This window comes from Microbacterium sp. HJ5, assembly GCF_054824025.1.
The window spans coordinates 88,428-108,985 of sequence record NZ_JSYE01000016.1; the positions used below are offsets into that span (position 1 = coordinate 88,428).

Sequence of the window (20,558 nt, forward strand, 5' to 3'; positions counted from 1 at the left end):
TCGGCGAAGTAGGCAGCCGCGCGGCGCAAGAACGCCCCGCAGGTGGCGCCCTTCTCATCGGGAAGGATCTCGGAGTACGCCAGCCGAGAGTGATCGTCGACGAGTGAGTGGACGTAATCGAACCCGATTCGTGCCTTCTTGCGGGCGGCGGTATCGCCGGCGGATCTGCCATGCGCGCGCCATCCGCCGCCGTCGGGGATGCGACCCAGCTTCTTCACGTCCATATGCACCAGCTCGCCCGGCCGTGCGCGTTCGTAACGGGTCGTGGTCTGCTTCGACGCCCGGATCACCACCCCGGTCAGAGGGTCACACTCGGACAGTCGTGGCACGTTATTGCGGGCAAGGATCGCCCCGACCGTTCGAGGGGGGATTCCGAGGGCTGCGCCGATCCGGTCCTGACCTTGCCGCATCGACAACCGCAGCGCCAGCACCCGTGCCTCGACCTCCGGCGCCGTGCGCCGAGGCGACGAGCGCGGCCTGGACGACCGATCCGCCAGCCCCGCGACTCCCTCGCGGTGGAACCGACCGATCCAGCGATGCGCGCATTGCCGCGACACCCCGAGCTTTTTCGCGACATGAGCGACGGGACGACCACTCATCACCCGCTCGACAAGCAACAACCTCCCGCGGACGTTCAACCGCGCATTAGCGTGAGACACGAGACCTCCTGGCCGTGAAGAACTAGACAGCTCCACTAAGCCAGGAGGTCTCCTCACCTCACAAGAACGTCACCAACGTCTCCGCCAGGTACACCTAGAGCGCCTGGGCGCGTCGTCAGCCGCCGCATCCGCGGGACCTACTCCTCCGCCCCGCACAAGGCAACCCCCGTGACCAGGGTGGTGCAACGCTGCAGTGTCAGCACATGGCGCGACTCGGGGCAGTGCCCGATGAGTGAGCTGCTCATGGGGATCCCGGGCGTCGACGAGGTCTACCCCGGGGTGCATGTCTGCGCTCTCTTCTCGGGACCCATCGAGCGGGACCGCCTGCTGGTGTGGTTCCTGCAAGAGGGCCTCCGTCACGGCGACCACTGCGTCTGCTTCATCGACGAGATCGAACCCGCCGGCGTGCGGCAACGTGCGTACCGAGGAGCGGGTGTCGCGGAGGACAGCCGCCGGCTGAGCGGACTTGACATGCACTCAGCGCCCGACGCCTTTCTTCACTCCGGGGGCCTGTCGCCGCAGCAGCGCATCGTGAACCTCGTCCCGCACCCCGTGTCGCCCGAGGTCGGCGGACGTCCGCTGCTTCGCGCGGCAGGCCAGACACCCGCACACGCCTGGGGGGAGACGGGGGCGAGCGAGATCTTCGTCTATGAGTCGGCCGTGATCCGGATCCTGGCCGAGTTGCCCACCATCTTCCTGTGTCTCTACGACGTGCGACTCTTCGGGATGGGGGTGATCGGGGACGTGCTGAGGGTCCACTCCAGGACCGTGGTCGATGGGATGGTGCTCTACAACCCGCAAGGCGTCGCCCCGATCGCCCCGGCAGGTCGAGCGCCAGAGCCGGATCTCTGGCGGTCGCTCACGGGCACCGAGGTGAGAGTCGCCGGGCTCATCGGTATGGGGATGACGAACCGAGCGACGGCAGAGGAGCTGATCGTGTCGCCCCACACCGTGGACGCACACCTCAAGCACATCTACCTGAAGCTCGGCATCCACTCCCGAGCGGAGCTCGCCGTCCTCTCGTTCCGCCACGACCCGCCGGACGCGCACCGGCCGCCGGGGGAGGCTGGTCGCTGAGAGCTCGACACTCGGCAAGTGCCCCCGTTCACGGGATGCCCCGGGTCCCGTGCCGGCGTGACCATGGCCAGAGAAGCCGCCGAGCGAACGGAGCATCTCATGGGCAGGACCGTCGGTATCGACCTGGGAACGACCAACTCGGTGATCGCGGTGATGGAGGGCGGGCAGCCCCAGATCATCGCCAATGCCGAGGGGAACCGGACGACGCCCTCTGTCGTCGGGTTCCTGGAGAACGGTGAACGTCTCGTGGGCCAGATGGCCCGGCGCCAGGCGATCATGAATCCCAAGGGCACGATCTACTCGGCCAAGCGCTTCGTCGGACGGAAGTACGACGAGGTTCAGAGCGAGATCCATACCGTCTCGTACGACGTGGTGTCCGGCCCCGACGGGGCGGTCAGGTTCTCGGTCCACGGCAAGCTGTACGCTCCGGAGGAGATCTCGGCGCAGGTCCTGCGCAAGCTGGCGGAGGACGCGGGCAAGGCGCTCGGCGAGCGGGTCACCGATGCGGTGATCACCGTGCCTGCGCACTTCAATGACGCCCAACGGCAGGCCACGAAGGACGCAGGCAAGATCGCTGGACTCGAGGTGCTCCGCATCATCAACGAACCGACCGCTGCGGCCTTGGCATACGGGATGCAGAAGCTCGAGAACGAGACGATCCTCGTCTTCGACCTGGGCGGTGGAACCTTCGACGTCAGCCTCCTCACCGTCGGTGAAGGGGTGGTCGAGGTCCGGTCGACTGCCGGCGACACCCACCTCGGCGGGGACGACTTCGACCGGCGAATCGTCGACCACCTGGCGGAGGAGTTCAAAAAGGATGTCGGCGTCGACCTGCGGCAGGATCCACAAGCCCTGCAGCGCCTGTTCGAAGCGGCCGAGAAGGCAAAGGTGGAGTTGTCGGCCGTCACGCAGACGGCGGTCAACCTGCCCTTCGTGACGGCGGATGCCTCTGGGCCGAAGCATCTGAACGTCAACCTCATGCGCTCGACCTTCGAGCAGTTGACCGCGGACCTGGTCGAACGCTGCATGGGCCCGGTGAAGCAGGCGCTGGATGACGCGAAAGTCACCGCCGATGACATCGATGAGGTCATCCTCGTCGGCGGTTCCACTCGCATCCCCGCGGTGCAGGCACTGGTTCGTCGGATGACGGGCGGCAAAGAACCCAACATGACCGTCAACCCCGACGAGGTCGTCGCGCTGGGCGCAGCCGTCCAGGCCGCGATCATCAAGGGCGATGTCGAGGACGTCCTGCTCCTCGACGTCACGCCGCTCTCGCTCGGGCTCGAGACGCAGGGTGGCGTGATGACCAAGGTCATCGAACGCAACACCACGATCCCGGCACGTCGAACCGAGCTGTTCAGCACCGCCGAAGACAACCAGCAGGCGGTCGACGTGGTCGTCCTCCAGGGCGAGCGCGAACGCGCCAGCGATAACCGAGTGCTCGCGCGGTTCCGCCTGGAGAACATCCGGCCCGCCCCGCGAGGCGAGCCGCAGATCGAGGTCACCTTCGACATCGACGCGAACGGCATCCTCCACGTCTCGGCGAAGGACAAAGACACAGGGACCGAGCAGCAGGTCACGATCAGCGAGACCTCGACACTCACGCCCGAGGATGTCGAGCGCATGGTCTCGGATGCCGAGGCGCACCGAAGCGAGGACGCGCAGCTTCGCGAATTCGTGGACGCCCGGAACGAGCTCGACTCCGTGACCTACCAGGTGGAGCGCACGCTGAAGGAAGCCGGCGACGAGGTCGCAGAGCACGATCGTGCTCGGGCCGAGATGCTGGTGACTGAGGCGCGTGCTGCTCTTGACGCGCAGACCCCGATCGATCGCCTCCGCTCGCTTGCGGGGGAGATGCATCAGATGGTGCAGGCGCTGCGTGCATCCGTGGGGAGCCAGGCCGGCCCCGGTCCCGCGGGAGCGTCGCCCGGCGAGGCCCGGGCGGATGACGACGCCGATGATGTGATCGACGCCGAGTTCACCGCTCACTGAGGGATGCCAGCATGTCCGAACGCGAGGTGCCCGAGGGTGAGGTCGTCGGGGCGGAGGGCGCCGGCGGTGAGGATGAGGCTGCTCAGCAGATCGCCGACCTGCAGGACTCGTGGCGTCGCACAGCTGCGGAGCTCGACAACTTCCGCAAACGCAGCGTGAGAGACGTGATCCGTGCCCGCGAACAGGAGCGGGCGTCGGTGGCGTCGCGCTGGCTCCCGGTCGTCGACAACCTCGAGCGCGCCCTGGACCACGCCTCCGCCGACGCCGATGTGATCGCCGAAGGGGTGCGCGCCGTGCACCAGCAGGCTCTCGCCGTGCTCGCCGACCTCGGGTTCCCTCGGCGCGACGATGAGGCCGGGAAGCCGTTCAACCCGGCTCATCACGACGCCGTCGGCACCGTCACGGATCCGGACCTGGTTCCCGGCACCGTCGCGCACGTCGTCCTGCCCGGATACGGTGCCGATGCCGAGATCCTCCGGCCGGCGTCGGTGATCGTGGCGACCAGGAGCGAGTAATGGCCCGGGACGCCTATGAGGTCCTCGGCGTCTCCCGCGATGCCGATCAGTCCGAGATCCAACGGGCCTATCGCAGCCGCGCCCGCAAGCTGCATCCCGATATCAACAAGGATCCCGGCGCGGAAGACCGGTTCAAGGAGCTCTCCGAGGCGTATGACGTGCTCTCCGACCCCGATCAGCGCAAGCGATACGACGGCTTCGGACCGGACTTCCGCCGCGTCGGCGCAGACGTCGACCCCGACGCCTACCGGCGGTCACGCGCCTCGGCGGGAGCGGGCTTCGGAGGCGGGGGTGCGAGGGGTCGCCCCGGCAACGGTGCCCCGGGCGGATTCGAGTACTCAGGGTCGGTCGGCGACGTCGATCTGGAGGATCTGCTGGGCGGCATGTTCGGCTCACGGGGACGCGGCCGGGGCGGGTGGGGTCGAGTGGACGGCTCCGACCAGGAGACGGAGGTGGAGGTGACTGTCGAAGAGGCATACACCGGAACCCGCCGCACGCTCTCGATCAGTGGAGCCGATGGCCAGCGCACCATCGACGTCGACATCCCCGCCGGTGTCGTGGACGGTCAGAGGATCCGGCTGCGCGCACAGGGCGGCCAGGGGTCGGGTGGCGGAGCGCCCGGCGACCTGTACCTCATCGTGCGCATCGCGCCTCATCCGCGCTATCGGACGGACGGTCGAGACGTGCATGTGATGCTGCCCATCGCACCATGGGAGGCGGCGCTCGGCTCTTCATTGCCGATCGAGACGCCGGGAGGTCAGGCCACCGTCAAAGTACCCGCCGGCACCTCCAGTCACCGGCGACTGCGTCTGAAGGGCCGCGGGCTGCCGAACAGTCGCGGAAAGCCGGGCGACCTGTACGCCGAAGCCCAGATCAGGGTCCCCAAGGCGCTGTCGCAACAGGAACGCCGACTGTTCGAGCAGCTCGGCAGGGAATCGACGTTCGACCCGCGGAGCGCACCATGACCGACCTGACCGCAGGAACGCAATCGCCCCTGGCGCGTCCTTACCGGCTGAGCCTCGACAGCTACGCCCGCATCACCGGTGTGCACCCCGACCTGATTCGGAGGCTGGTGGCGCTGGGCCTGCTAGAGATCGCCCGGGACGCCGAGGGGAACCTCTGGTTCGACCCTTCCCAGGTTCGGGAGATGGCCAAGATCCAGCGGCTGCACCTGCGCCTGAACATCACCTACGCGTCGCTCGGCCTCGTGATGGATCTGCTTGACCGGATCTCCGATCTCGAGAGATCTCAACGGCGCTCGCACTCAGAGAGGGGACGTCGATGGACCTGAACAGACTCACGCAGAAGTCGCAGGAGGCACTGCACGACGCGCAGACGAAGGCGCTGCGGTTCGGACATCAGGAAGTGGATGGCGAGCACCTCCTGCTCGCCCTGATGGAGCAGAGCGACGGACTGGTGCTGCCCCTGCTCGCTCGGGCCGGTGCCGACGTCGACCGGCTCAGGGAGGACCTGACGGCCGAGCTCGAGAAGCGGCCGCGGGTCACGGGGTCGGGTGTCGAGCCCGGCAAGGTGTTCGTCACTCAGCGGCTGAACCGCATCCTCGACGCTGCCGATCAGCAGGCACGCCGCCTGAAGGACGAGTACGTCTCCGTCGAGCACCTTGTCATCGCGCTCCTCGACGAAGGATCCAGCTCGGCGGCAGGCCGGGTGCTCGCGCAGCACGGCGTCACGCGCGACTCGTTCCTCGAGACCCTGACCGCAGTGAGGGGGTCGCAGCGGGTCACGTCCGCGACTCCGGAGGGAACCTACGAGGCCCTCGGGAAATATGGCCGCGACCTCGTCGCCGATGCGGCCGCGGGGCGGCTCGAGCCCGTGATCGGCCGGGATGCCGAGATCCGCCGCACCGTCCAGATCCTCTCCCGCAAGAGCAAGAACAACCCGGTGCTGATCGGTGAGCCCGGAGTGGGCAAGACGGCGATCGTCGAGGGACTGGCCCAACGCATCCACCACGGCGACGTGCCCGAGGGTCTGCGCGGGAAGAGCGTGTTCGCACTGGATCTTGCCTCGCTCGTCGCCGGGGCGAAGTACCGCGGCGAGTTCGAGGAGCGACTCAAGGCCGTCCTCAACGAGGTGCTGGCAGCCGAGGGGAACATCCTGCTGTTCGTCGATGAGCTTCACACGGTGGTCGGAGCCGGCGCGACGGAAGGCGCGATGGACGCGGGCCAGATCCTCAAGCCCATGCTCGCCCGCGGAGAGTTGCACATGATCGGCGCGACGACGCTCGACGAGTACCGCACCCACATCGAGAAGGATGCGGCGCTCGAGCGCCGGTTCCAGCCCGTGCTGGTCGACGAGCCGAGCGTCGAGGACGCGCTCTCGATCCTGCGGGGGCTGCGCGAGCGGTTCGAAGTATTCCACGGCGTCAAGATCCACGACGGTGCATTGGTGGCGGCCGTGAGCTTGAGCCACCGCTACATCTCGGAGCGATTCCTGCCCGACAAGGCCATAGACCTCGTCGATGAGGCCTGCGCGATGCTGCGCACCGAGATCGACTCGATGCCGTCGGAACTGGACGAGCTCACCCGTCGTGTGACCCGTCTCGAGATCGAGGAGGCCGCGCTCGCTCAAGAGACGGATGCCGCGAGCCTGCGTCGACTCGAGGAGTTGCGCAAAGAACTGGCCGATCTCAGGGCTGAATCCGACGCGATGCGCGCGCAGTGGGAAGCGGAGCGTCAGGCGCTGCGTGAAGTGCAGGCGCTGCGGCGTGAGATCGAGCAGGTGCGACTGGAGAGCGAACGAGCCGAACGCGAGTACGACCTCAACAGGGCCGCGAGCCTGCGGCATGGCAAGCTCCCCGAACTCGAACGTCGCCTCAAGGCAAGCGAAGAGCGACTCGAGGCCAAGCAGGGCATGAGACGTCTGCTGCGCGAGGTCGTCACCGCCGACGAGATCGCCTCGATCGTCGCCCAGTGGACGGGTATCCCGGTGAGTCGACTCCAGGAGGGCGAGCGCGCGAAGATCCTCCGCCTCGACGAGCTGCTCCACGAGCGGGTGATCGGCCAGGACGAGGCCGTGCAGCTGGTGACGGATGCTGTCATCCGGGCGCGTTCCGGCATCAAGAGCCCGACCCGCCCGATCGGCTCCTTCGTCTTCCTCGGTCCGACGGGCGTCGGCAAGACGGAGCTGGCAAAAGCGCTCGCGGAGGCGCTGTTCGACAGCGAGGAGAACATCATCCGCATCGACATGAGCGAGTACCAGGAACGGCACACGGTGAGCCGGCTCGTGGGGGCGCCGCCCGGATATGTGGGATTCGAGGAGGGCGGTCAGCTCACCGAGGCGGTTCGCCGCAAGCACTATTCGGTGCTGCTGCTCGACGAGATCGAAAAGGCCCACGTGGACGTCTTCAACATCCTGCTGCAGGTGCTCGACGACGGCCGTCTCACCGACTCCCACGGGCGCACCGTCGACTTCCGCAACACCGTCATCATCATGACCTCGAACCTCGGCTCGGAATACCTGCTCGAGGGGGTCACACGAGACGGCGATGTGCAGCCGGAGGCCCGCACGCAGGTGATGAGTGCGCTGCGATCTCATTTCCGGCCCGAGTTCCTGAACCGGATCGACGAGATCGTGCTGTTCAAGCCGCTCACGTTCGCCGAGATCGAGCGCATCGTCGACCTCCAGCTCGACGAGCTGCGGCAACGGCTGACGGAGCAGCGGATCACCATGGATGCCACGGAGCGGGCGCGGCGGTTCCTGGCGGAGGAGGGATTCGACCCGGCGTACGGCGCACGCCCGCTGCGGCGGTTCATCTCGCGCGAAGTCGAGACGCGCGTCGCGCGTGCACTCGTGCGAGGCGACCTGTCGGATGACTCCACCATCGTGATCGACGTGGTCGATGGCGAACTCACCGTCGTGCCGGGGCGACCTGAAGATCATGCGGCCGCAGCATGAGCACTCAGCAGAAGGTGTCCAGGGTCGTCGTCTGCCCGCATTGCAGCACGAAGAACCGGGTGCCCGCCGTCGCGGCAGGGTCACCCCGATGCGGCAACTGCCACCGGCCGCTGCCCTGGGTGGTCGACACGTCCAGCCCGGACTTCGCGGCCGTGGTCGACGAGTCCAGGTTGCCCGTGCTGGTCGATGTCTGGGCACCCTGGTGCGGGCCCTGCCGGATGGTCAGCCCGGCGCTGGAGCAGTTGGCGATCGAGTTGGCGGGACGCCTGAAGCTCGTGAAGGTCAACGCGGACGAGGCGCCGGAGGTGAGTCGCCGCTTCGATATCCAGGCGATCCCGACGCTGCTGCTCATGCGCGGGGGAGAGGTGGTCGCCAAGCAGGTCGGCGCCGCACCCGCACACGTCCTGCGCACCTGGCTCACACAGTATCTGCCCACTGGCGGGGCTGAGCCGCCGGCGACGAGCGACGCGACGACCGGGGATCGGCGATGATCGGGGGCGCGGGGCGGGTCGTGCAGGACGCGCACCTGGTGCTCGTGCGACCGGTGGGGCCGCCCCGATCCCGAGGGTGCGAGGAGTGCCTCCGCCTCGGGACCCCGTGGGTGCACCTGCGGCAGTGCCTCACCTGCGGCGAGATCTGCTGTTGCGACTCATCGCCGATGCGTCACGCGCGCGCACACGCCGCCACGACGGGCCACGTCATCGTGCGTTCCATCGAACCGGGGGAGAGCTGGAGGTGGTGCTATGCCGACGAGCAGTTCGTCTGATTCCGAGCTGGCCGACCTGCCCGAGACCCCTGACACCAGCGGAGCCTACCCTCGGCTCTCGGCCGAGCAGATCATGCTGCTCCGTCCGTACGGCGACGTCAAGCGGCTGGCCGAAGGGGCGATGCTGTTCTGCGCCGGCGACCGCGACTGCGGTCTGTTCGTCGTCCTGGACGGGAAGGTCCGGGTCGTTCCGGAGGACGACCCGGGCGGCCCGCCGCGAGTCATCGCCGTCCACGGGCGGGGGCGCTTCGTCGGGGATCTGTCGATGCTGACGGGTCAGGCCGCCTACGTCACCGCCGTCGCCCAGACCGACGTCGAGGTTCTGGAGATCGCATACGACCGGGTCAAAGAGGCCGTCACCCCGAACCAAGCGCTGGGCGACCTCATCTTGCGGGCCTTCATCCTTCGACGGAGCATCCACACCGACCTGGGCATCGGGCTGCGCATCATCGGATCGCGGTTCTCTGCCGACACACGCCGGCTGAGGGATTTCGCCAGCCGCAACCGCGTGCCTTACCGCTGGGAGGATCTCGAGGAGGACCCCGCGGCCGAGAGCACTCTTCGCGCGTTCGACATCTCGCCCGACCAGACGCCGATCGTCATCTGGAAGGGACGCACGGTGCTGCGCAATCCCAGCAACACCGAACTTGCGGAGCTGCTGGGGCTTCGCGAGAACGCACCTCCGAGCGATGCCGTCGACATCGCGGTCGTCGGCGCGGGGCCGGCCGGCCTTGCCGCCGCGGTGGCGGCGGCTTCGGAAGGCCTGTCCACGATCGTGCTCGACGCGATGGCGACGGGAGGTCAAGCGGGCACGTCGTCCCAGATCGAGAACTATCTCGGGTTTCCGGCCGGTGTTTCGGGCGCCGAGCTCGCCGACCGAGCGGTTGTCCAGGCCCGGAAGTTCGGCGCCACCTTCATGATCCCGGGCGAAGCGGAATCGCTCGCCCGCACCGATGGCCATTTCGCCATCGGGCTGACCGACGGGGCTCGCGTCGAGGCGCACACCGTGATGGTCGCCACCGGAGTGCGATTCCGCCGTCTCAGCGTGCTCGGCATGGACCGGTTCGAGGGCCCCCACGTCTACTACGCCGCCACCCAGTTCGAGGCTCGGATGTGCCAGGGGCACCCCGTCGTCGTCGTCGGGGGCGGCAACTCCGCCGGGCAGGCGGCCACGTTCTTGGCACGCACCGCTACTGATGTCTACCTCGTCATTCGCCACCACGACCTGAGCCGTGACATGTCCCGCTATCTGGCGGAACGGATCAGCGCGGCCCCCCGCATCCACGTATGGAGCGACTGCGAGGTGTCCGAGCTGCGCGGCGAGGAGCGCCTGGAGGAGGTCGTCGTCCGCAACGTGAGAACCGACGAGCGCCGATCTCTCAGATCGACGGCCCTCTTCGTGCTGATCGGGTCGGAGCCGCACACCCGCTGGCTCGAGGGCGCGGTCGAACTCGACGAACGGGGGTTCGTCGTCACCGGCGTCGGTCCGGCAGGCGCCACGATGTTCCAGACCTCGAGCGACGGCGTGTTCGCCATCGGTGACGTGCGCAGCGGCTCCGTGAAGCGGGTCGCATCCGCCGTCGGTGACGGCGCAGTTGCCGTGCGCCTCGTTTACGACCATCTCGTCCGCACGGGGAGAAGGTGATGGAGGTTCCGAGATTCGTTCGGCTTCGCCCGAAATCACATGAAATCTCACGACGTGTGGACAAAACGCCCCCGAAACCTCAGCTCCGCGCGCGGGCATAGAAAAAATCCCAGGCTGACCTGGGATTTATCTCGTGCCCCCGACAGGAATCGAACCTGCGACCTTTGGTACCGGAAACCAACGCTCTATCCCCTGAGCTACGGAGGCGTGCCGAACGAGGTTACCACCCGCGAGCAGGCGCCCAGTGACGTCAGGGGCCGGTGACCGAACCATCGAGAGGGGCGTCGGCGACGACATCCGTCGCCTCGGTCATGCTCTCGAGCGCGGCCGCCACACGCTCCGCGAGGTACTCGTGGCCGGCCGTGGACGGGTGGTTGCGCGCCATCGGGCCCGTGTCGATGACATCGAGGTAGTTGGCCGGGGTGATCCAGTCGTCGTCGACGGGGGAGATGTACCACCAGCCGCGCTCGGCGGCCAGCGCCGCGAGGTCGTCGTCGATGCGCGCGGTGGCGGGTTCGACCGGCAGCACCTGGGGCGCCGGTCCGAGGATCACGATGGCCGCGTCGGGGTAGACGGCCTCGAACCTGTCCCACACCCCGGAGACTGCTTCGCGGTAGCCCTCGGCGGGCAGGCGGCGGTCGTTGATCGTGCCCTCGATGATGATGAGGTCGGGGTCGAGCGCGGGATCGAGCGCCTCGGCACGCTCGGGGTACGAGCCGCCGTCGAGCCCGGGCTTGAGGTAGCCGCTCCCGCGCACCCCGTCGACGCGGGTGTCCCACCCGAGGTCGTCGCCCAGCAGATAGGCGAAGCCGAGCGTGGGCACGAAGGCGGCGGAGCCGTAGACCCACGAGTCGCCGAACACGAGCACGCGGGGCCGCTCGGGCAGGACGAGCGCGGCGGGCGCCGCCGCGGCGGGGGGCGCGATGTCGTCGCCGGCGATGGGCGCCGATGGCACCACCCACGGTCGCCAGACGCCGAGCGCGCAGACGGCGGCGACGGCGAGCGCGGCGCCGACGAGCGACAGCCACGGACGCCGTGCGCGGGGGCGTCCGGGCGCGTGCATGGACCGAGGGTACGGCACGAATCCCGACGCTCCGAACGCGGCATGAAAACGTGGGGAAACGCCGCGCGAATCCTGAGCGGAGCCCCCTGTGTCCGGGCCATCCGCACACGTTGTGCACACGCGCAGGAAGCAGCCTCCCGGGCATGCGAGGATACTTCGGTGCAACGCGTCGTGACCGCCGAACTCGACCTCGAACTGGGGTCGTCCGTCGACCTCATCTTCCAGATCACGGCGGCCCAGGGAAACCCCCTGGTGGGCGAGCAGCTGACCTTCACGCAGGGCGATCGCACCTACACCCCGACCGAGATCGTCGACCAGTCGGGCAGCCGCCTGCACCGCCTGCTCGGCGAGGCCGGACGCCTCGACGTGCGCTACGAGGCGACGGTCGACGGCCAGGCGGCGAGCGCCCGCACGAGCGACCTCGAGGCCATCACCTACCTGCGCCCGAGCCGCTACTGCCAGTCCGACGAGGTCTTCCAGCAGGCCCGCCGTCAGTTCAAGGGGCTGCAGGGCCACGACCTCATCGCGGCGGTGTCGGAGTTCGTCGCCACGAGCACGACGTACACCCCGGGTCTCAGCCAGGGCACCGACAGCGCCGTGACCACCCTCATGACCGGTCAGGGCGTCTGCCGCGACTACGCCCACGTCGTCATCGCCCTCCTCCGCGCGATGGACATGCCCGCCCGCTACGCCGCGTGCTTCGCCCCCGGGCTGCAGCCCATGGACTTCCACGCCGTCGCCGAGGCCTACCTCGACGGCGCCTGGTACGTCATCGACGGCACGCGCCTCGCGAACCGCCGGTCGCTCGTGCGCATCGCCACCGGTCGCGACGCCGCCGACTGCGCGTTCCTCAGCTACCACGGCGGCTACGTCGGCCTCAAGCGCATGCGCGTCGACGCGTGGACCGTGCCCGACGACGTCGAGGGTGTCGACGGTCTCACCCCGGCGGCTCTCGACGGCCTTGAGACGCCGGCACCGGCATCCGACGATCCGTCCGCCGACGACTTCCTCGAGCTCGTCCAGCTCGCCTGACACCGATCAGGAGCCGCGCGGGCGCGAACTAGACTGGTCCGGCTATGGATCCCGAAGCCCTCTCCGCCGCGCTGCTGTCCGTCGTCGCCCCTCTCGCCGCGGCGCGACGACCCGGTGCGGCCGACGGGCTCACCGCCGCCGACCTGCCCCTCGAGCGGCCGAAGAACCGCGACCACGGCGACTGGGCCTCCAACGCCGCTCTCAAGCTGGCCAAGGTCGTCGGGGTGAACCCGCGGGAGTTCGCCGCGGAGATCGCCGACGGCCTCGCTGCCGTCGACGGCGTCGCGAGCGTCGAGGTCGCCGGTCCGGGCTTCATCAACATCCGACTGGATGCCGCGGCCGCGGGTTCCCTGGCGAAGACCATCGTCGACGCCGGGGCAGCGTTCGGCACGAACGAGTCGCAGCGCGGCAACACCATCAACCTCGAGTTCGTCAGCGCCAACCCCACCGGCCCGATGCACATCGGCCACACGCGGTGGGCGGCTCTCGGCGACGCCATCGCACGTCTGCTGCTCGCGAGCGGTGCGACGCTCGTGCGCGAGTTCTACATCAACGACGCCGGCGCCCAGATGGAGCGCTTCGGCCGCTCCGTGCTCGCCGCCGCGAAGGGCGAGCCGACGCCCGAGGACGGCTACCCGGGCTCGTACATCGACGACCTGGCCAACCGCGTGCGCGCGGCCGTGCCCGATCTGCTCGACCGCTCCGACGATGAGCAGCTGACCGTCGCGCGCGACAAGGGCTACGAGCTGCAGCTGGGTGACCTCCAGGCATCCCTCGAGAAGTTCAACGTGCACTTCGACGTCTTCTTCAGCGAGCGCACCCTGCACGCCAAGGGCCCCAACGGCGAGCCGAGCCTCGTCGACGAAGCCGTCGACCGCCTACGCGAGCAGGGTCACGTGTTCGACGAGGACGACGCCGTGTGGGTGCGCACGACCGACTTCGGCGATGACAAGGACCGCGTCATCCGCCGCTCCAACGGCGAGTACACGTACTTCGCCGCCGACGCCGCGTACTACCTGAACAAGGGCGACCGCGGCTTCGCCCACAAGATCTACCTCCTCGGCGCCGACCATCACGGCTACGTCCACCGCCTCAAGGCGCTGGCCGGTGCGGCGGGCGACGACCCCGAGAAGGACATCGAGGTGCTCATCGGGCAGCTCGTGTCGGTGAACGGCGCGCGCCTCTCGAAGCGTGCGGGCAACATCATCGAGCTCGACGATCTGCGCGAGTGGCTCGGCACCGACGCGCTGCGCTACTCGCTCGGTCGCTACCCGGCCGACTCGCCCCTCACCCTCGATCCCGAGATCCTCCGCAAGCGCACCAACGACAACCCCGTGTTCTACGTGCAGTACGCGCATGCGCGCACGCACAACGTGGGGCGCAACGCCGCGGCATCCGGTGTCGACCGCTCGGAGTTCGCTCCCGAGCTGCTCGAGCACGAGACGGAGTCAGCGCTGCTCGGCGCGCTCCAGGAGTTCCCGCGCATCGTGGCCTTCGCCGCCGAGGTGCGCGAGCCGCACCGCGTCGCGCGGTACCTCGAGGAGCTCGCGGGCCTCTACCACCGGTGGTACGACAGCTGCCGCGTGATCCCGCTCGGCGACGGACCCGTCGAGGCGGTGCACCGCACCCGGCTGTGGCTCAACGATGCCACCGGCCAGGTGCTGCGCAACGGCCTCGACCTGCTCGGCGTGGGTGCGCCGGAACGGATGTAGCGATGAGCCACGGCGACACGATGCCGACCCAGCCGCTTCCCGACTGGGAGCCGGGCGAGCGGCCGCGCCGCCGTCGTCGCGCGTGGCCCTGGCTGGTCGCCCTCGGCGTGATCGTCCTGCTGCTGGTGATCGCCTGGTTCGCGGCTGAGGCGTTCGCGCGCGACGTCGTCACGCGCACCATCAAGCAGGAGGTCTCCGACCGGCTGGCACTGCCCGCGGGCCACGAGGTCGACGTGGTGGTGCCCGGCGTGCTGATCCCGCAATTGATCAGTGGGACGCTCGATGAGGTGACGGTGTCGTCCGAGGACGTGCCGGTCGGCCAGTTCGAGGGCGATGTGACCGTGACGGCCACCGACGTGCCGATCCGCGAGGGTGTCGACATGGGCGGCGCGACGGCCACGGTGACGCTCGACGAGGCGCAGCTCGAGAGCCTGCTGTCGACGATCGAGGACTTCCCCGCCGACACGGTGGCGCTCGCCGAGCCCGATGTCACGGCGGCGACCGAGCTGCAGCTGTTCGGGGTCGGGTTCCCCGTCGCCGTCTCGCTCACGCCGTCCGTCGCAGAAGGCGACCTGGTGCTGACACCCACCTCGTTCGAGCTCGCCGGCGCGCAGATCGACGCCGCGGCGCTCTCCGAGCAGTTCGGGGCGCTCGCCGACGTCGTGGTGCGCGACTGGTCGGTGTGTCTGGCGCAGTACATCCCGGCGGGCGTGACGCTGACCGACGTCCGCGTCGACGGCGACGTCCTCGTGGCGGACGCCGATGTGGACGGCGGCATCGTGACCGATCCCGCCCTGCAGGCCAACGGCACGTGCGAGTGACGCGGCAGCGCACGGCGTCACACATCACGGGCCCGGCATGGGGTGTGCCCTAGACTGCAAAGCACCGTCCGACGCGGGGACTCCCGGGTCCCCGCCGCCGCCGGATCGAGTGCGCGACGCGCGTCTGCCGTGATCATTCGCGCCGATCCGAATCGTCCCGGGCGGCCCAGCGTCGCAGCTCGAACCGATTGGTCCTCCCCGTGTCCGCCCCTTCGCAGTCCCGCACCCTGGCACCGGCATGGCTGGTCGAGCCCGACGACGCGAACGCGCTCGCCCCGCTCGTATGGCCTGAGAACGCGGCACGCGACGGAGACGGCGTGCTGATCCTCGGCGGCATCCCGGCGACGGAGCTGCGCGAACGGTTCGGCACCCCCCTGTGGGTGCTCGATGAGGACGAGGTCCGCGCCCGCGCGCGGCGCACCCTGGATGCGTTCCGTGCGGCGGCCGCTCTGCACGGTGTGCAGGCGCGCGTCTACTACGCCGGCAAGGCGTTCCTGAGCGTCGAGGTCGTCCGCTGGGTGACCGACGAGGGTCTCGCCCTCGACGTGTGCACCGGGGGAGAGCTCGCCGTCGCGCTCGCCGCGGGCGCCGACCCGGCTCGGCTGGGCTTCCACGGCAACAACAAGAGCGTCGCCGAGCTCGAGGCCGCTGTGACCGCGGGCATCGGCTCGATCGTCATCGACAGCCTCATCGAGATCGAGCGTCTCGCCGCGATCGTCGACCGGCGCGGCGTGCGCCAGTCGGTGCTGCTCCGCGTCAACAGCGGCGTGCACGCCGAGACCCACAGCTTCCTGGCGACGGCGCACGAGGACCAGAAGTTCGGCTTCACGCTGACGGATGCCGCGGCCGCGGCATCCCGCATCCGGGAACTGCCAGGGCTCGACCTCGTGGGCCTGCACTGCCACATCGGATCGCAGATCTTCGGCACCGCCGGTTTCGAGGAGTCCGCCTCCCGGATCGTCGAGCTCCACGCCGAGCTCCGCGCCGGCGGAGAGCTGCCGGTGCTCAACCTCGGCGGGGGCTTCGGCATCGCCTACACGTCGGTCGACGACCCGACCCCGATCGAAGAGCTGGCGATGGGGATCGCCGACGCCGTCGCGCGGCAGTGCGAGGTGCGCGGCATCCCGATGCCCAACCTCGCATTCGAACCGGGCCGCGCGATCGTGGGCCGGGCCGGCGTGACACTGTACGAGGTCGGCACGACCAAGCCCGTCGAGGTGGACGGCGGCCAGCGGCTCTACGTGAGCGTCGACGGCGGCATGAGCGACAACGCCCGCCCCGCCCTCTACGGGGCGGAGTTCTCGGCACGGATCGCGTCGCGCACGAGCGAGGCCCCGCCCGCCCTCGCGCGCGTGGTCGGCAAGCACTGCGAGTCCGGCGACGTCGTCGTCGACGCCGAGTACCTGCCCGGTGACGTGGCGCCCGGCGACCTGCTGGCGGTGCCGGCGACCGGCGCGTACTGCTTCTCGCTCGCGAGCAACTACAACTACGTCCCCCGCCCGCCCGTCGTGGCGCTCCGCGGGGGAGAGGCGCGCGTCATCGTGCGCGGGGAGTCGATCGACGACCTGCTCGCACGCGACGCCGGCCTCACCGCCGAGGAAGGGAACGCATGACCGACTACCGCCGTCTTCGCGTCGCGCTGCTGGGCGCCGGAGCCGTGGGCTCGCAGGTCGCGTCGCTGCTGCGGCAGCACGCTGACGAACTGGCCGACCGCGCCGGAGCACGCCTCGAGCTCGTCGGCATCGCCGTGCGCGACCTCGACGCCCAGCGCGACGTCGAGCTGCCGCGGGAGCTGCTCACGACCGATGCCGAGTCCCTCATCGTGGGCGCCGACATCGTCATCGAGCTGATGGGCGGCATCGAGCCGGCCCGCGAGTACCTGCTGCAGGCGATCAACTCGGGCGCCGACGTCGTGACGGCCAACAAGGCGCTCCTCGCGACCCACGGCCCGGAGATCTTCGACGCCGCCGATCAGGTGGGCGCCGAGGTCTACTACGAGGCCGCCGCCGCCGGTGCGATCCCGATCATCCGCCCGCTGCGCGACTCGCTCGCGGGCGACCGCGTGCAGCGCATCATGGGCATCGTCAACGGCACGACGAACTACATCCTCGACCGCATGGACACCGAGGGCGCCGAGTTCGGCGACGTGCTCGCCGACGCCCAGCGCCTCGGCTACGCCGAGGCGGACCCGACGGCCGACGTCGAAGGGTACGACGCGGCGCAGAAGGCGGCGATCCTCGCGAGCCTGGCGTTCCACACGACCGTGCCGCTCGAGTCCGTCCACCGCGAGGGCATCACGGCGATCGACAAGACGATGATGGATGCCGCGCGCCACGCCGGCTACGTCATCAAGCTGCTCGCGGTGTGCGAGCGCCTCAGCGGCGACTCGGGCGAGGAGATCTCCGTCCGCGTCTACCCGGCGCTCATCGATCGCACCCACCCGCTCGCGAGCGTGCACGGCGCGAACAACGCCGTCTTCGTGCAGGCCGAGGCCGCCGGCAGCCTCATGTTCTACGGGGCCGGCGCGGGCGGCGTGCAGACCGCGTCCGCGGTGCTCGGCGATGTCGTCTCGGCCGCCCGCCGTCACATCGCCGGCGGCGTGGGCGTGGGCGAGTCCACGCTCGCGAACCTGCCGATCGTCCCCATCGGCCGCGTCACCACGCGGTACCAGATCACCCTCGAGGTGGCCGACCAGCCGGGCGTGCTCGCCACGGTGGCGGGCATCCTCAGCGACGGACGCGTCTCGATCGCGACCGTCGAGCAGACCGTCGCGGGCGAGGATGCCCGCACCGCGCGCCTGGAGATCGGCACGCACAAGGCTTTGGAGCAGGACCTCAGCGAGACGGTCGACCGTCTCGCCGCGAGCGGCGTCGTCGAGCGCGTCGTCTCGGTCCTGCGTGTGGAAGGAGACTGACATGGCACACGTCTGGCGCGGAGTCCTGCGCGAATATGCGGATCGTCTGGGCGTCACGGATGCCTCGACTGTCGTCACGCTGGGCGAGGGCGGCACGCCGCTCCTGCCCGCCCCCTCCCTGTCGCGCCGCACCGGCGCCGACGTCTGGGTGAAGTTCGAGGGCATGAACCCGACCGGCTCGTTCAAGGACCGCGGCATGACCGTCGCCGTGTCCCGTGCGATCGAGCACGGCGCCAAGGCCGTCATCTGCGCGTCGACCGGCAACACGTCGGCGTCGGCCGCCGCCTACGCGGCGCACGCGGGCATCACCGCCGCAGTGCTCGTGCCCGAGGGCAAGATCGCGATGGGCAAGCTCAGCCAGGCGGTGGCCCACAACGGGCAGCTGATCCAGATCCGCGGCAACTTCGACGACTGCCTCGAGATCGCGCGCGAGCTGGCCGAGAACTACCCGGTGCACCTGGTCAACTCGGTCAATCCCGACCGCATCGACGGTCAGAAGACCGCCGCGTACGAGGTGGTCGAGCAGCTCGGCGACGCACCCGACTTCCACTTCATCCCCGTCGGAAACGCCGGCAACTACACCGCCTACACCCGCGGCTATCGCGAAGAGGCCGAGGCCGGCGTCTCGACCCGCGTGCCCCGCATGTTCGGCTTCCAGGCCGAGGGCTCGGCGCCGCTCGTGCGCGGCGAGGTCGTGAAGAACCCCGACACCGTCGCGAGCGCCATCCGGATCGGCAACCCCGCGTCGTGGGACCTCGCGCTCGAGGCGCGCCAGGCGACCGACGGCTACTTCGGCGCGATCGACGACGCGCGCATTCTCGCCGCGCAGAAGCTGCTCTCGTCCGAGGTGGGCATCTTCGTCGAGCCGGCGTCGGCGATCAGCGTCGCCGGACTCCTCGACCGCGTCGAGGCCGGCGTCGTGCCGCAGGGCGCTCGCGTCGTGCTCACCGTCACCGGTCACGGGCTCAAGGACCCCCAGTGGGCCCTCCGCAACGCCGACGGCAGTCAGGTCGAGCCCACCGTGGTCGACGCCGAGACGTCGGAAGTGGCATCCGTCCTCGCTCTCGCTCCCGTCGGGGCGACCGCGTGAACGCAGCCGTCGTCCCGGCTCCGGGACGCCGTGTGCTCGTGCGCGTGCCTGCGACGAGCGCGAACCTCGGACCGGGCTTCGACACGCTCGGGCTGGCGCTGAGCGTCTACGACGAGCTCGACGTGACCGCGCTGGCCGAGGGCGAGCTCGAGATCGAGGTGACGGGGGAGGGTGCGGCCGACGTGCCGCGCGACGCCTCCCACCTGGTCGTGCGCGCGATCGCGTACACGTACGAGTCGGTGGGGCGGCGGATGCCGGGACTGCGCCTGCACGCGCGCAACGTCATCCCGCACGGGCGGGGACTGGGCTCGTCGGGCGCCGCCGTCGTGTCGGGAATCCTGGCCGCCAGGGGGCTGCTCGAGGGCGACGTCGAACTCGGTCCCGAGACGCTCCTGCGCCTCGCGACGGAGCTCGAAGGCCACCCCGACAACGTCGCTCCCGGACTGTTCGGCGGACTCACGATCGCGTGGGTCGACGAGGGTGGGCCGCAGCACAAGAAGCTCCTCGTGCACCGCGGCGTCTCGCCCCTCGTCTTCGTGCCCGAGTTCACGATGTCGACCAAGGTCGCGCGCAGCCTGCAGCCGCTGCAGGTGCCGCGCGAGGACGCCGTGTTCAACGTCTCGCGGTCGGCCCTGCTCATCGCGGCGCTCACCCAGAGCCCCGAGCTGCTGCAGGCGGCCACCGAGGACAAGCTTCACCAGAACTACCGCGCGAGCGCGATGCCCGAGACCGACGCACTCGTGCGCGCGCTGCGGGCCGCCGGCTTCGCCGCCGTCGTCTCGGGCGCAGGCCCGAGCGTGCTCGTGCTCGCGGACGGGCCCGGCCGCCGCCTGGAGGCCGCGGCACTGGCCGAGTCCGTCACCGACACCCCGTGGGAGGCGCTCATGCTCGCCGTCGACTTCAAGGGTGCTACAGTGAGGGAGTACGCGGAGGGTTCCACGTAAGTCGTGAATCTGGCCTCCGTTCGCATTCTGCGAAACCCCGCACGGCCCCCCAAATCCTGCTGACGGTCTCTGAGCGCCATCGCGGTTCTCGAGCACGTCGAAGGTCCTTGAGTTCGTCGAAGGGTCGGGCAGACGCCTGCTGACAGCGCGTCCCGTGCGATCGTGCATATCCATTCGTTTGACAAGGGAGAACTCGTGGAGTCCATCTCCGAGATCCACGCCGACGCATCGGCCGAAGAGCGCGCGGAAGCGCCCGAGGCCGTCGAGAACGTCGACACCACCGCCACCGAGGCCGCTGCGCCCGCGGACGCCGCTGAGGCCCCGGCCGCTGAGGCGCCCGTCGAGGAGCCGGCTGCTGCTGAGGAGCCGGCTGCTGCTGAGGCGCCCGCCGAGGAACCGGCTGCTGCCGAGGC

Annotated in this window: 18 protein-coding genes, 1 tRNA gene and 1 pseudogene; 17 read left to right on the plus strand and 3 right to left on the minus strand. The window is 69.6% G+C overall.

Translation table 11 applies throughout. From position 1 onward, the window contains the following. Positions 1-659: leucine zipper domain-containing protein (locus OB08_RS09230; RefSeq protein WP_461474151.1), on the minus strand; the 659-nt coding region annotated here is incomplete at its 3' end. A gap of 228 nt (positions 660-887) precedes the next feature. Here OB08_RS09230 and OB08_RS09235 point away from each other — a divergent pair. The 9 genes from OB08_RS09235 (at position 888) to OB08_RS09275 (ending at position 10,569) form a co-directional block, all read left to right on the plus strand. Continuing rightward, positions 888-1,736, plus strand: a complete 849-nt coding sequence (locus tag OB08_RS09235) for an MEDS domain-containing protein (protein WP_461474152.1) — start codon at positions 888-890, stop codon at positions 1,734-1,736. A gap of 99 nt (positions 1,737-1,835) precedes the next feature. Beyond that, positions 1,836-3,728, plus strand: coding sequence for a molecular chaperone DnaK (dnaK, locus tag OB08_RS09240; protein WP_461474153.1), 1,893 nt, complete (start codon positions 1,836-1,838; stop codon positions 3,726-3,728). Between the two features lie 11 nt (positions 3,729-3,739). Beyond that, the gene (locus tag OB08_RS09245; protein ID WP_461474154.1) at positions 3,740-4,243 is read left to right on the plus strand and encodes a nucleotide exchange factor GrpE; all 504 of its coding nucleotides are present in this window, start codon (positions 3,740-3,742) and stop codon (positions 4,241-4,243) included. Then, entirely contained in the window at positions 4,243-5,208 is a 966-nt protein-coding gene (locus OB08_RS09250) for a DnaJ C-terminal domain-containing protein (RefSeq protein ID WP_461474155.1), read from the plus strand. The genes OB08_RS09245 and OB08_RS09250 overlap by 1 nt, the downstream gene beginning before the upstream one ends. After that, complete coding sequence (locus tag OB08_RS09255) at positions 5,205-5,534, plus strand: chaperone modulator CbpM (protein ID WP_461474156.1); 330 nt, start codon at positions 5,205-5,207, stop codon at positions 5,532-5,534. Before OB08_RS09250 ends, OB08_RS09255 begins: the two co-directional genes overlap by 4 nt. After that, a complete protein-coding gene (clpB, locus tag OB08_RS09260; RefSeq protein WP_461474157.1) occupies positions 5,525-8,158 on the plus strand; it encodes an ATP-dependent chaperone ClpB in 2,634 nt (877 codons plus the stop codon). The genes OB08_RS09255 and clpB overlap by 10 nt, the downstream gene beginning before the upstream one ends. Then, positions 8,155-8,649: a thioredoxin gene (gene trxA, locus OB08_RS09265; RefSeq protein ID WP_461474158.1), complete on the plus strand. Its 495-nt coding sequence runs from the start codon at positions 8,155-8,157 to the stop codon at positions 8,647-8,649. Before clpB ends, trxA begins: the two co-directional genes overlap by 4 nt. Then, positions 8,646-8,924, plus strand: coding sequence for a UBP-type zinc finger domain-containing protein (locus OB08_RS09270; protein ID WP_461474159.1), 279 nt, complete (start codon positions 8,646-8,648; stop codon positions 8,922-8,924). The genes trxA and OB08_RS09270 overlap by 4 nt, the downstream gene beginning before the upstream one ends. Continuing rightward, on the plus strand, positions 8,902-10,569 hold the full coding sequence (locus OB08_RS09275) for an FAD-dependent oxidoreductase (RefSeq protein ID WP_461474160.1): 1,668 nt from the start codon (positions 8,902-8,904) through the stop codon (positions 10,567-10,569). Before OB08_RS09270 ends, OB08_RS09275 begins: the two co-directional genes overlap by 23 nt. A 134-nt stretch (positions 10,570-10,703) precedes the next feature. Here the strand turns inward: OB08_RS09275 and OB08_RS09280 are convergent. Both OB08_RS09280 and OB08_RS09285 read right to left on the minus strand, forming a co-directional pair. Next, positions 10,704-10,776: transfer RNA gene (locus tag OB08_RS09280), tRNA-Arg, on the minus strand. A gap of 43 nt (positions 10,777-10,819) precedes the next feature. Then, complete coding sequence (locus OB08_RS09285) at positions 10,820-11,632, minus strand: SGNH/GDSL hydrolase family protein (protein WP_461474161.1); 813 nt, start codon at positions 11,630-11,632, stop codon at positions 10,820-10,822. A gap of 159 nt (positions 11,633-11,791) precedes the next feature. On the opposite strand from OB08_RS09285, the gene OB08_RS09290 reads away from it, so the two are divergent. The 8 genes and pseudogenes from OB08_RS09290 to OB08_RS09325 all read left to right on the plus strand — a co-directional run. Then, positions 11,792-12,664, plus strand: coding sequence for a transglutaminase-like domain-containing protein (locus OB08_RS09290; RefSeq protein ID WP_461474162.1), 873 nt, complete (start codon positions 11,792-11,794; stop codon positions 12,662-12,664). Between the two features lie 44 nt (positions 12,665-12,708). Beyond that, positions 12,709-14,376, plus strand: a complete 1,668-nt coding sequence (gene argS / locus OB08_RS09295) for an arginine--tRNA ligase (protein WP_461474163.1) — start codon at positions 12,709-12,711, stop codon at positions 14,374-14,376. 2 nt (positions 14,377-14,378) lie between these two features. Then, the gene (locus tag OB08_RS09300) at positions 14,379-15,197 is read left to right on the plus strand and encodes an LmeA family phospholipid-binding protein (RefSeq protein ID WP_461474164.1); all 819 of its coding nucleotides are present in this window, start codon (positions 14,379-14,381) and stop codon (positions 15,195-15,197) included. Between the two features lie 200 nt (positions 15,198-15,397). Further along, complete coding sequence (gene lysA / locus OB08_RS09305) at positions 15,398-16,810, plus strand: diaminopimelate decarboxylase (protein ID WP_461474165.1); 1,413 nt, start codon at positions 15,398-15,400, stop codon at positions 16,808-16,810. Further along, the gene (locus OB08_RS09310) at positions 16,807-18,111 is read left to right on the plus strand and encodes a homoserine dehydrogenase (protein WP_461474166.1); all 1,305 of its coding nucleotides are present in this window, start codon (positions 16,807-16,809) and stop codon (positions 18,109-18,111) included. Before lysA ends, OB08_RS09310 begins: the two co-directional genes overlap by 4 nt. A 1-nt stretch (position 18,112) precedes the next feature. Further along, on the plus strand, positions 18,113-19,201 hold the full coding sequence (gene thrC, locus OB08_RS09315) for a threonine synthase (protein ID WP_461474167.1): 1,089 nt from the start codon (positions 18,113-18,115) through the stop codon (positions 19,199-19,201). Continuing rightward, positions 19,198-20,145 (plus strand): homoserine kinase, encoded by a 948-nt coding sequence (gene thrB / locus OB08_RS09320; RefSeq protein ID WP_461474168.1) that lies wholly within the window; start codon positions 19,198-19,200, stop codon positions 20,143-20,145. Before thrC ends, thrB begins: the two co-directional genes overlap by 4 nt. A gap of 195 nt (positions 20,146-20,340) precedes the next feature. Continuing rightward, a pseudogene (locus OB08_RS09325) lies at positions 20,341-20,558 on the plus strand (transcription termination factor Rho); the annotation flags it as partial.

Bases quoted from the DNA above. Each gene is read 5' to 3' on its own strand.
- OB08_RS09235 (WP_461474152.1), top strand. From the start codon at position 888: ATGAGTGAGCTGCTCATGGGGATCCCGGGCGTCGACGAGGTCTACCCC.
- dnaK (WP_461474153.1), top strand. From the start codon at position 1,836: ATGGGCAGGACCGTCGGTATCGACCTGGGAACGACCAACTCGGTGATC.
- OB08_RS09245 (WP_461474154.1), top strand. From the start codon at position 3,740: ATGTCCGAACGCGAGGTGCCCGAGGGTGAGGTCGTCGGGGCGGAGGGC.
- OB08_RS09250 (WP_461474155.1), top strand. From the start codon at position 4,243: ATGGCCCGGGACGCCTATGAGGTCCTCGGCGTCTCCCGCGATGCCGAT.
- OB08_RS09255 (WP_461474156.1), top strand. From the start codon at position 5,205: ATGACCGACCTGACCGCAGGAACGCAATCGCCCCTGGCGCGTCCTTAC.
- clpB (WP_461474157.1), top strand. From the start codon at position 5,525: ATGGACCTGAACAGACTCACGCAGAAGTCGCAGGAGGCACTGCACGAC.
- trxA (WP_461474158.1), top strand. From the start codon at position 8,155: ATGAGCACTCAGCAGAAGGTGTCCAGGGTCGTCGTCTGCCCGCATTGC.
- OB08_RS09270 (WP_461474159.1), top strand. From the start codon at position 8,646: ATGATCGGGGGCGCGGGGCGGGTCGTGCAGGACGCGCACCTGGTGCTC.
- OB08_RS09275 (WP_461474160.1), top strand. From the start codon at position 8,902: ATGCCGACGAGCAGTTCGTCTGATTCCGAGCTGGCCGACCTGCCCGAG.
- OB08_RS09285 (WP_461474161.1), bottom strand. From the start codon at position 11,632: ATGCACGCGCCCGGACGCCCCCGCGCACGGCGTCCGTGGCTGTCGCTC.
- argS (WP_461474163.1), top strand. From the start codon at position 12,709: ATGGATCCCGAAGCCCTCTCCGCCGCGCTGCTGTCCGTCGTCGCCCCT.
- OB08_RS09300 (WP_461474164.1), top strand. From the start codon at position 14,379: ATGAGCCACGGCGACACGATGCCGACCCAGCCGCTTCCCGACTGGGAG.
- OB08_RS09310 (WP_461474166.1), top strand. From the start codon at position 16,807: ATGACCGACTACCGCCGTCTTCGCGTCGCGCTGCTGGGCGCCGGAGCC.
- thrC (WP_461474167.1), top strand. From the start codon at position 18,113: ATGGCACACGTCTGGCGCGGAGTCCTGCGCGAATATGCGGATCGTCTG.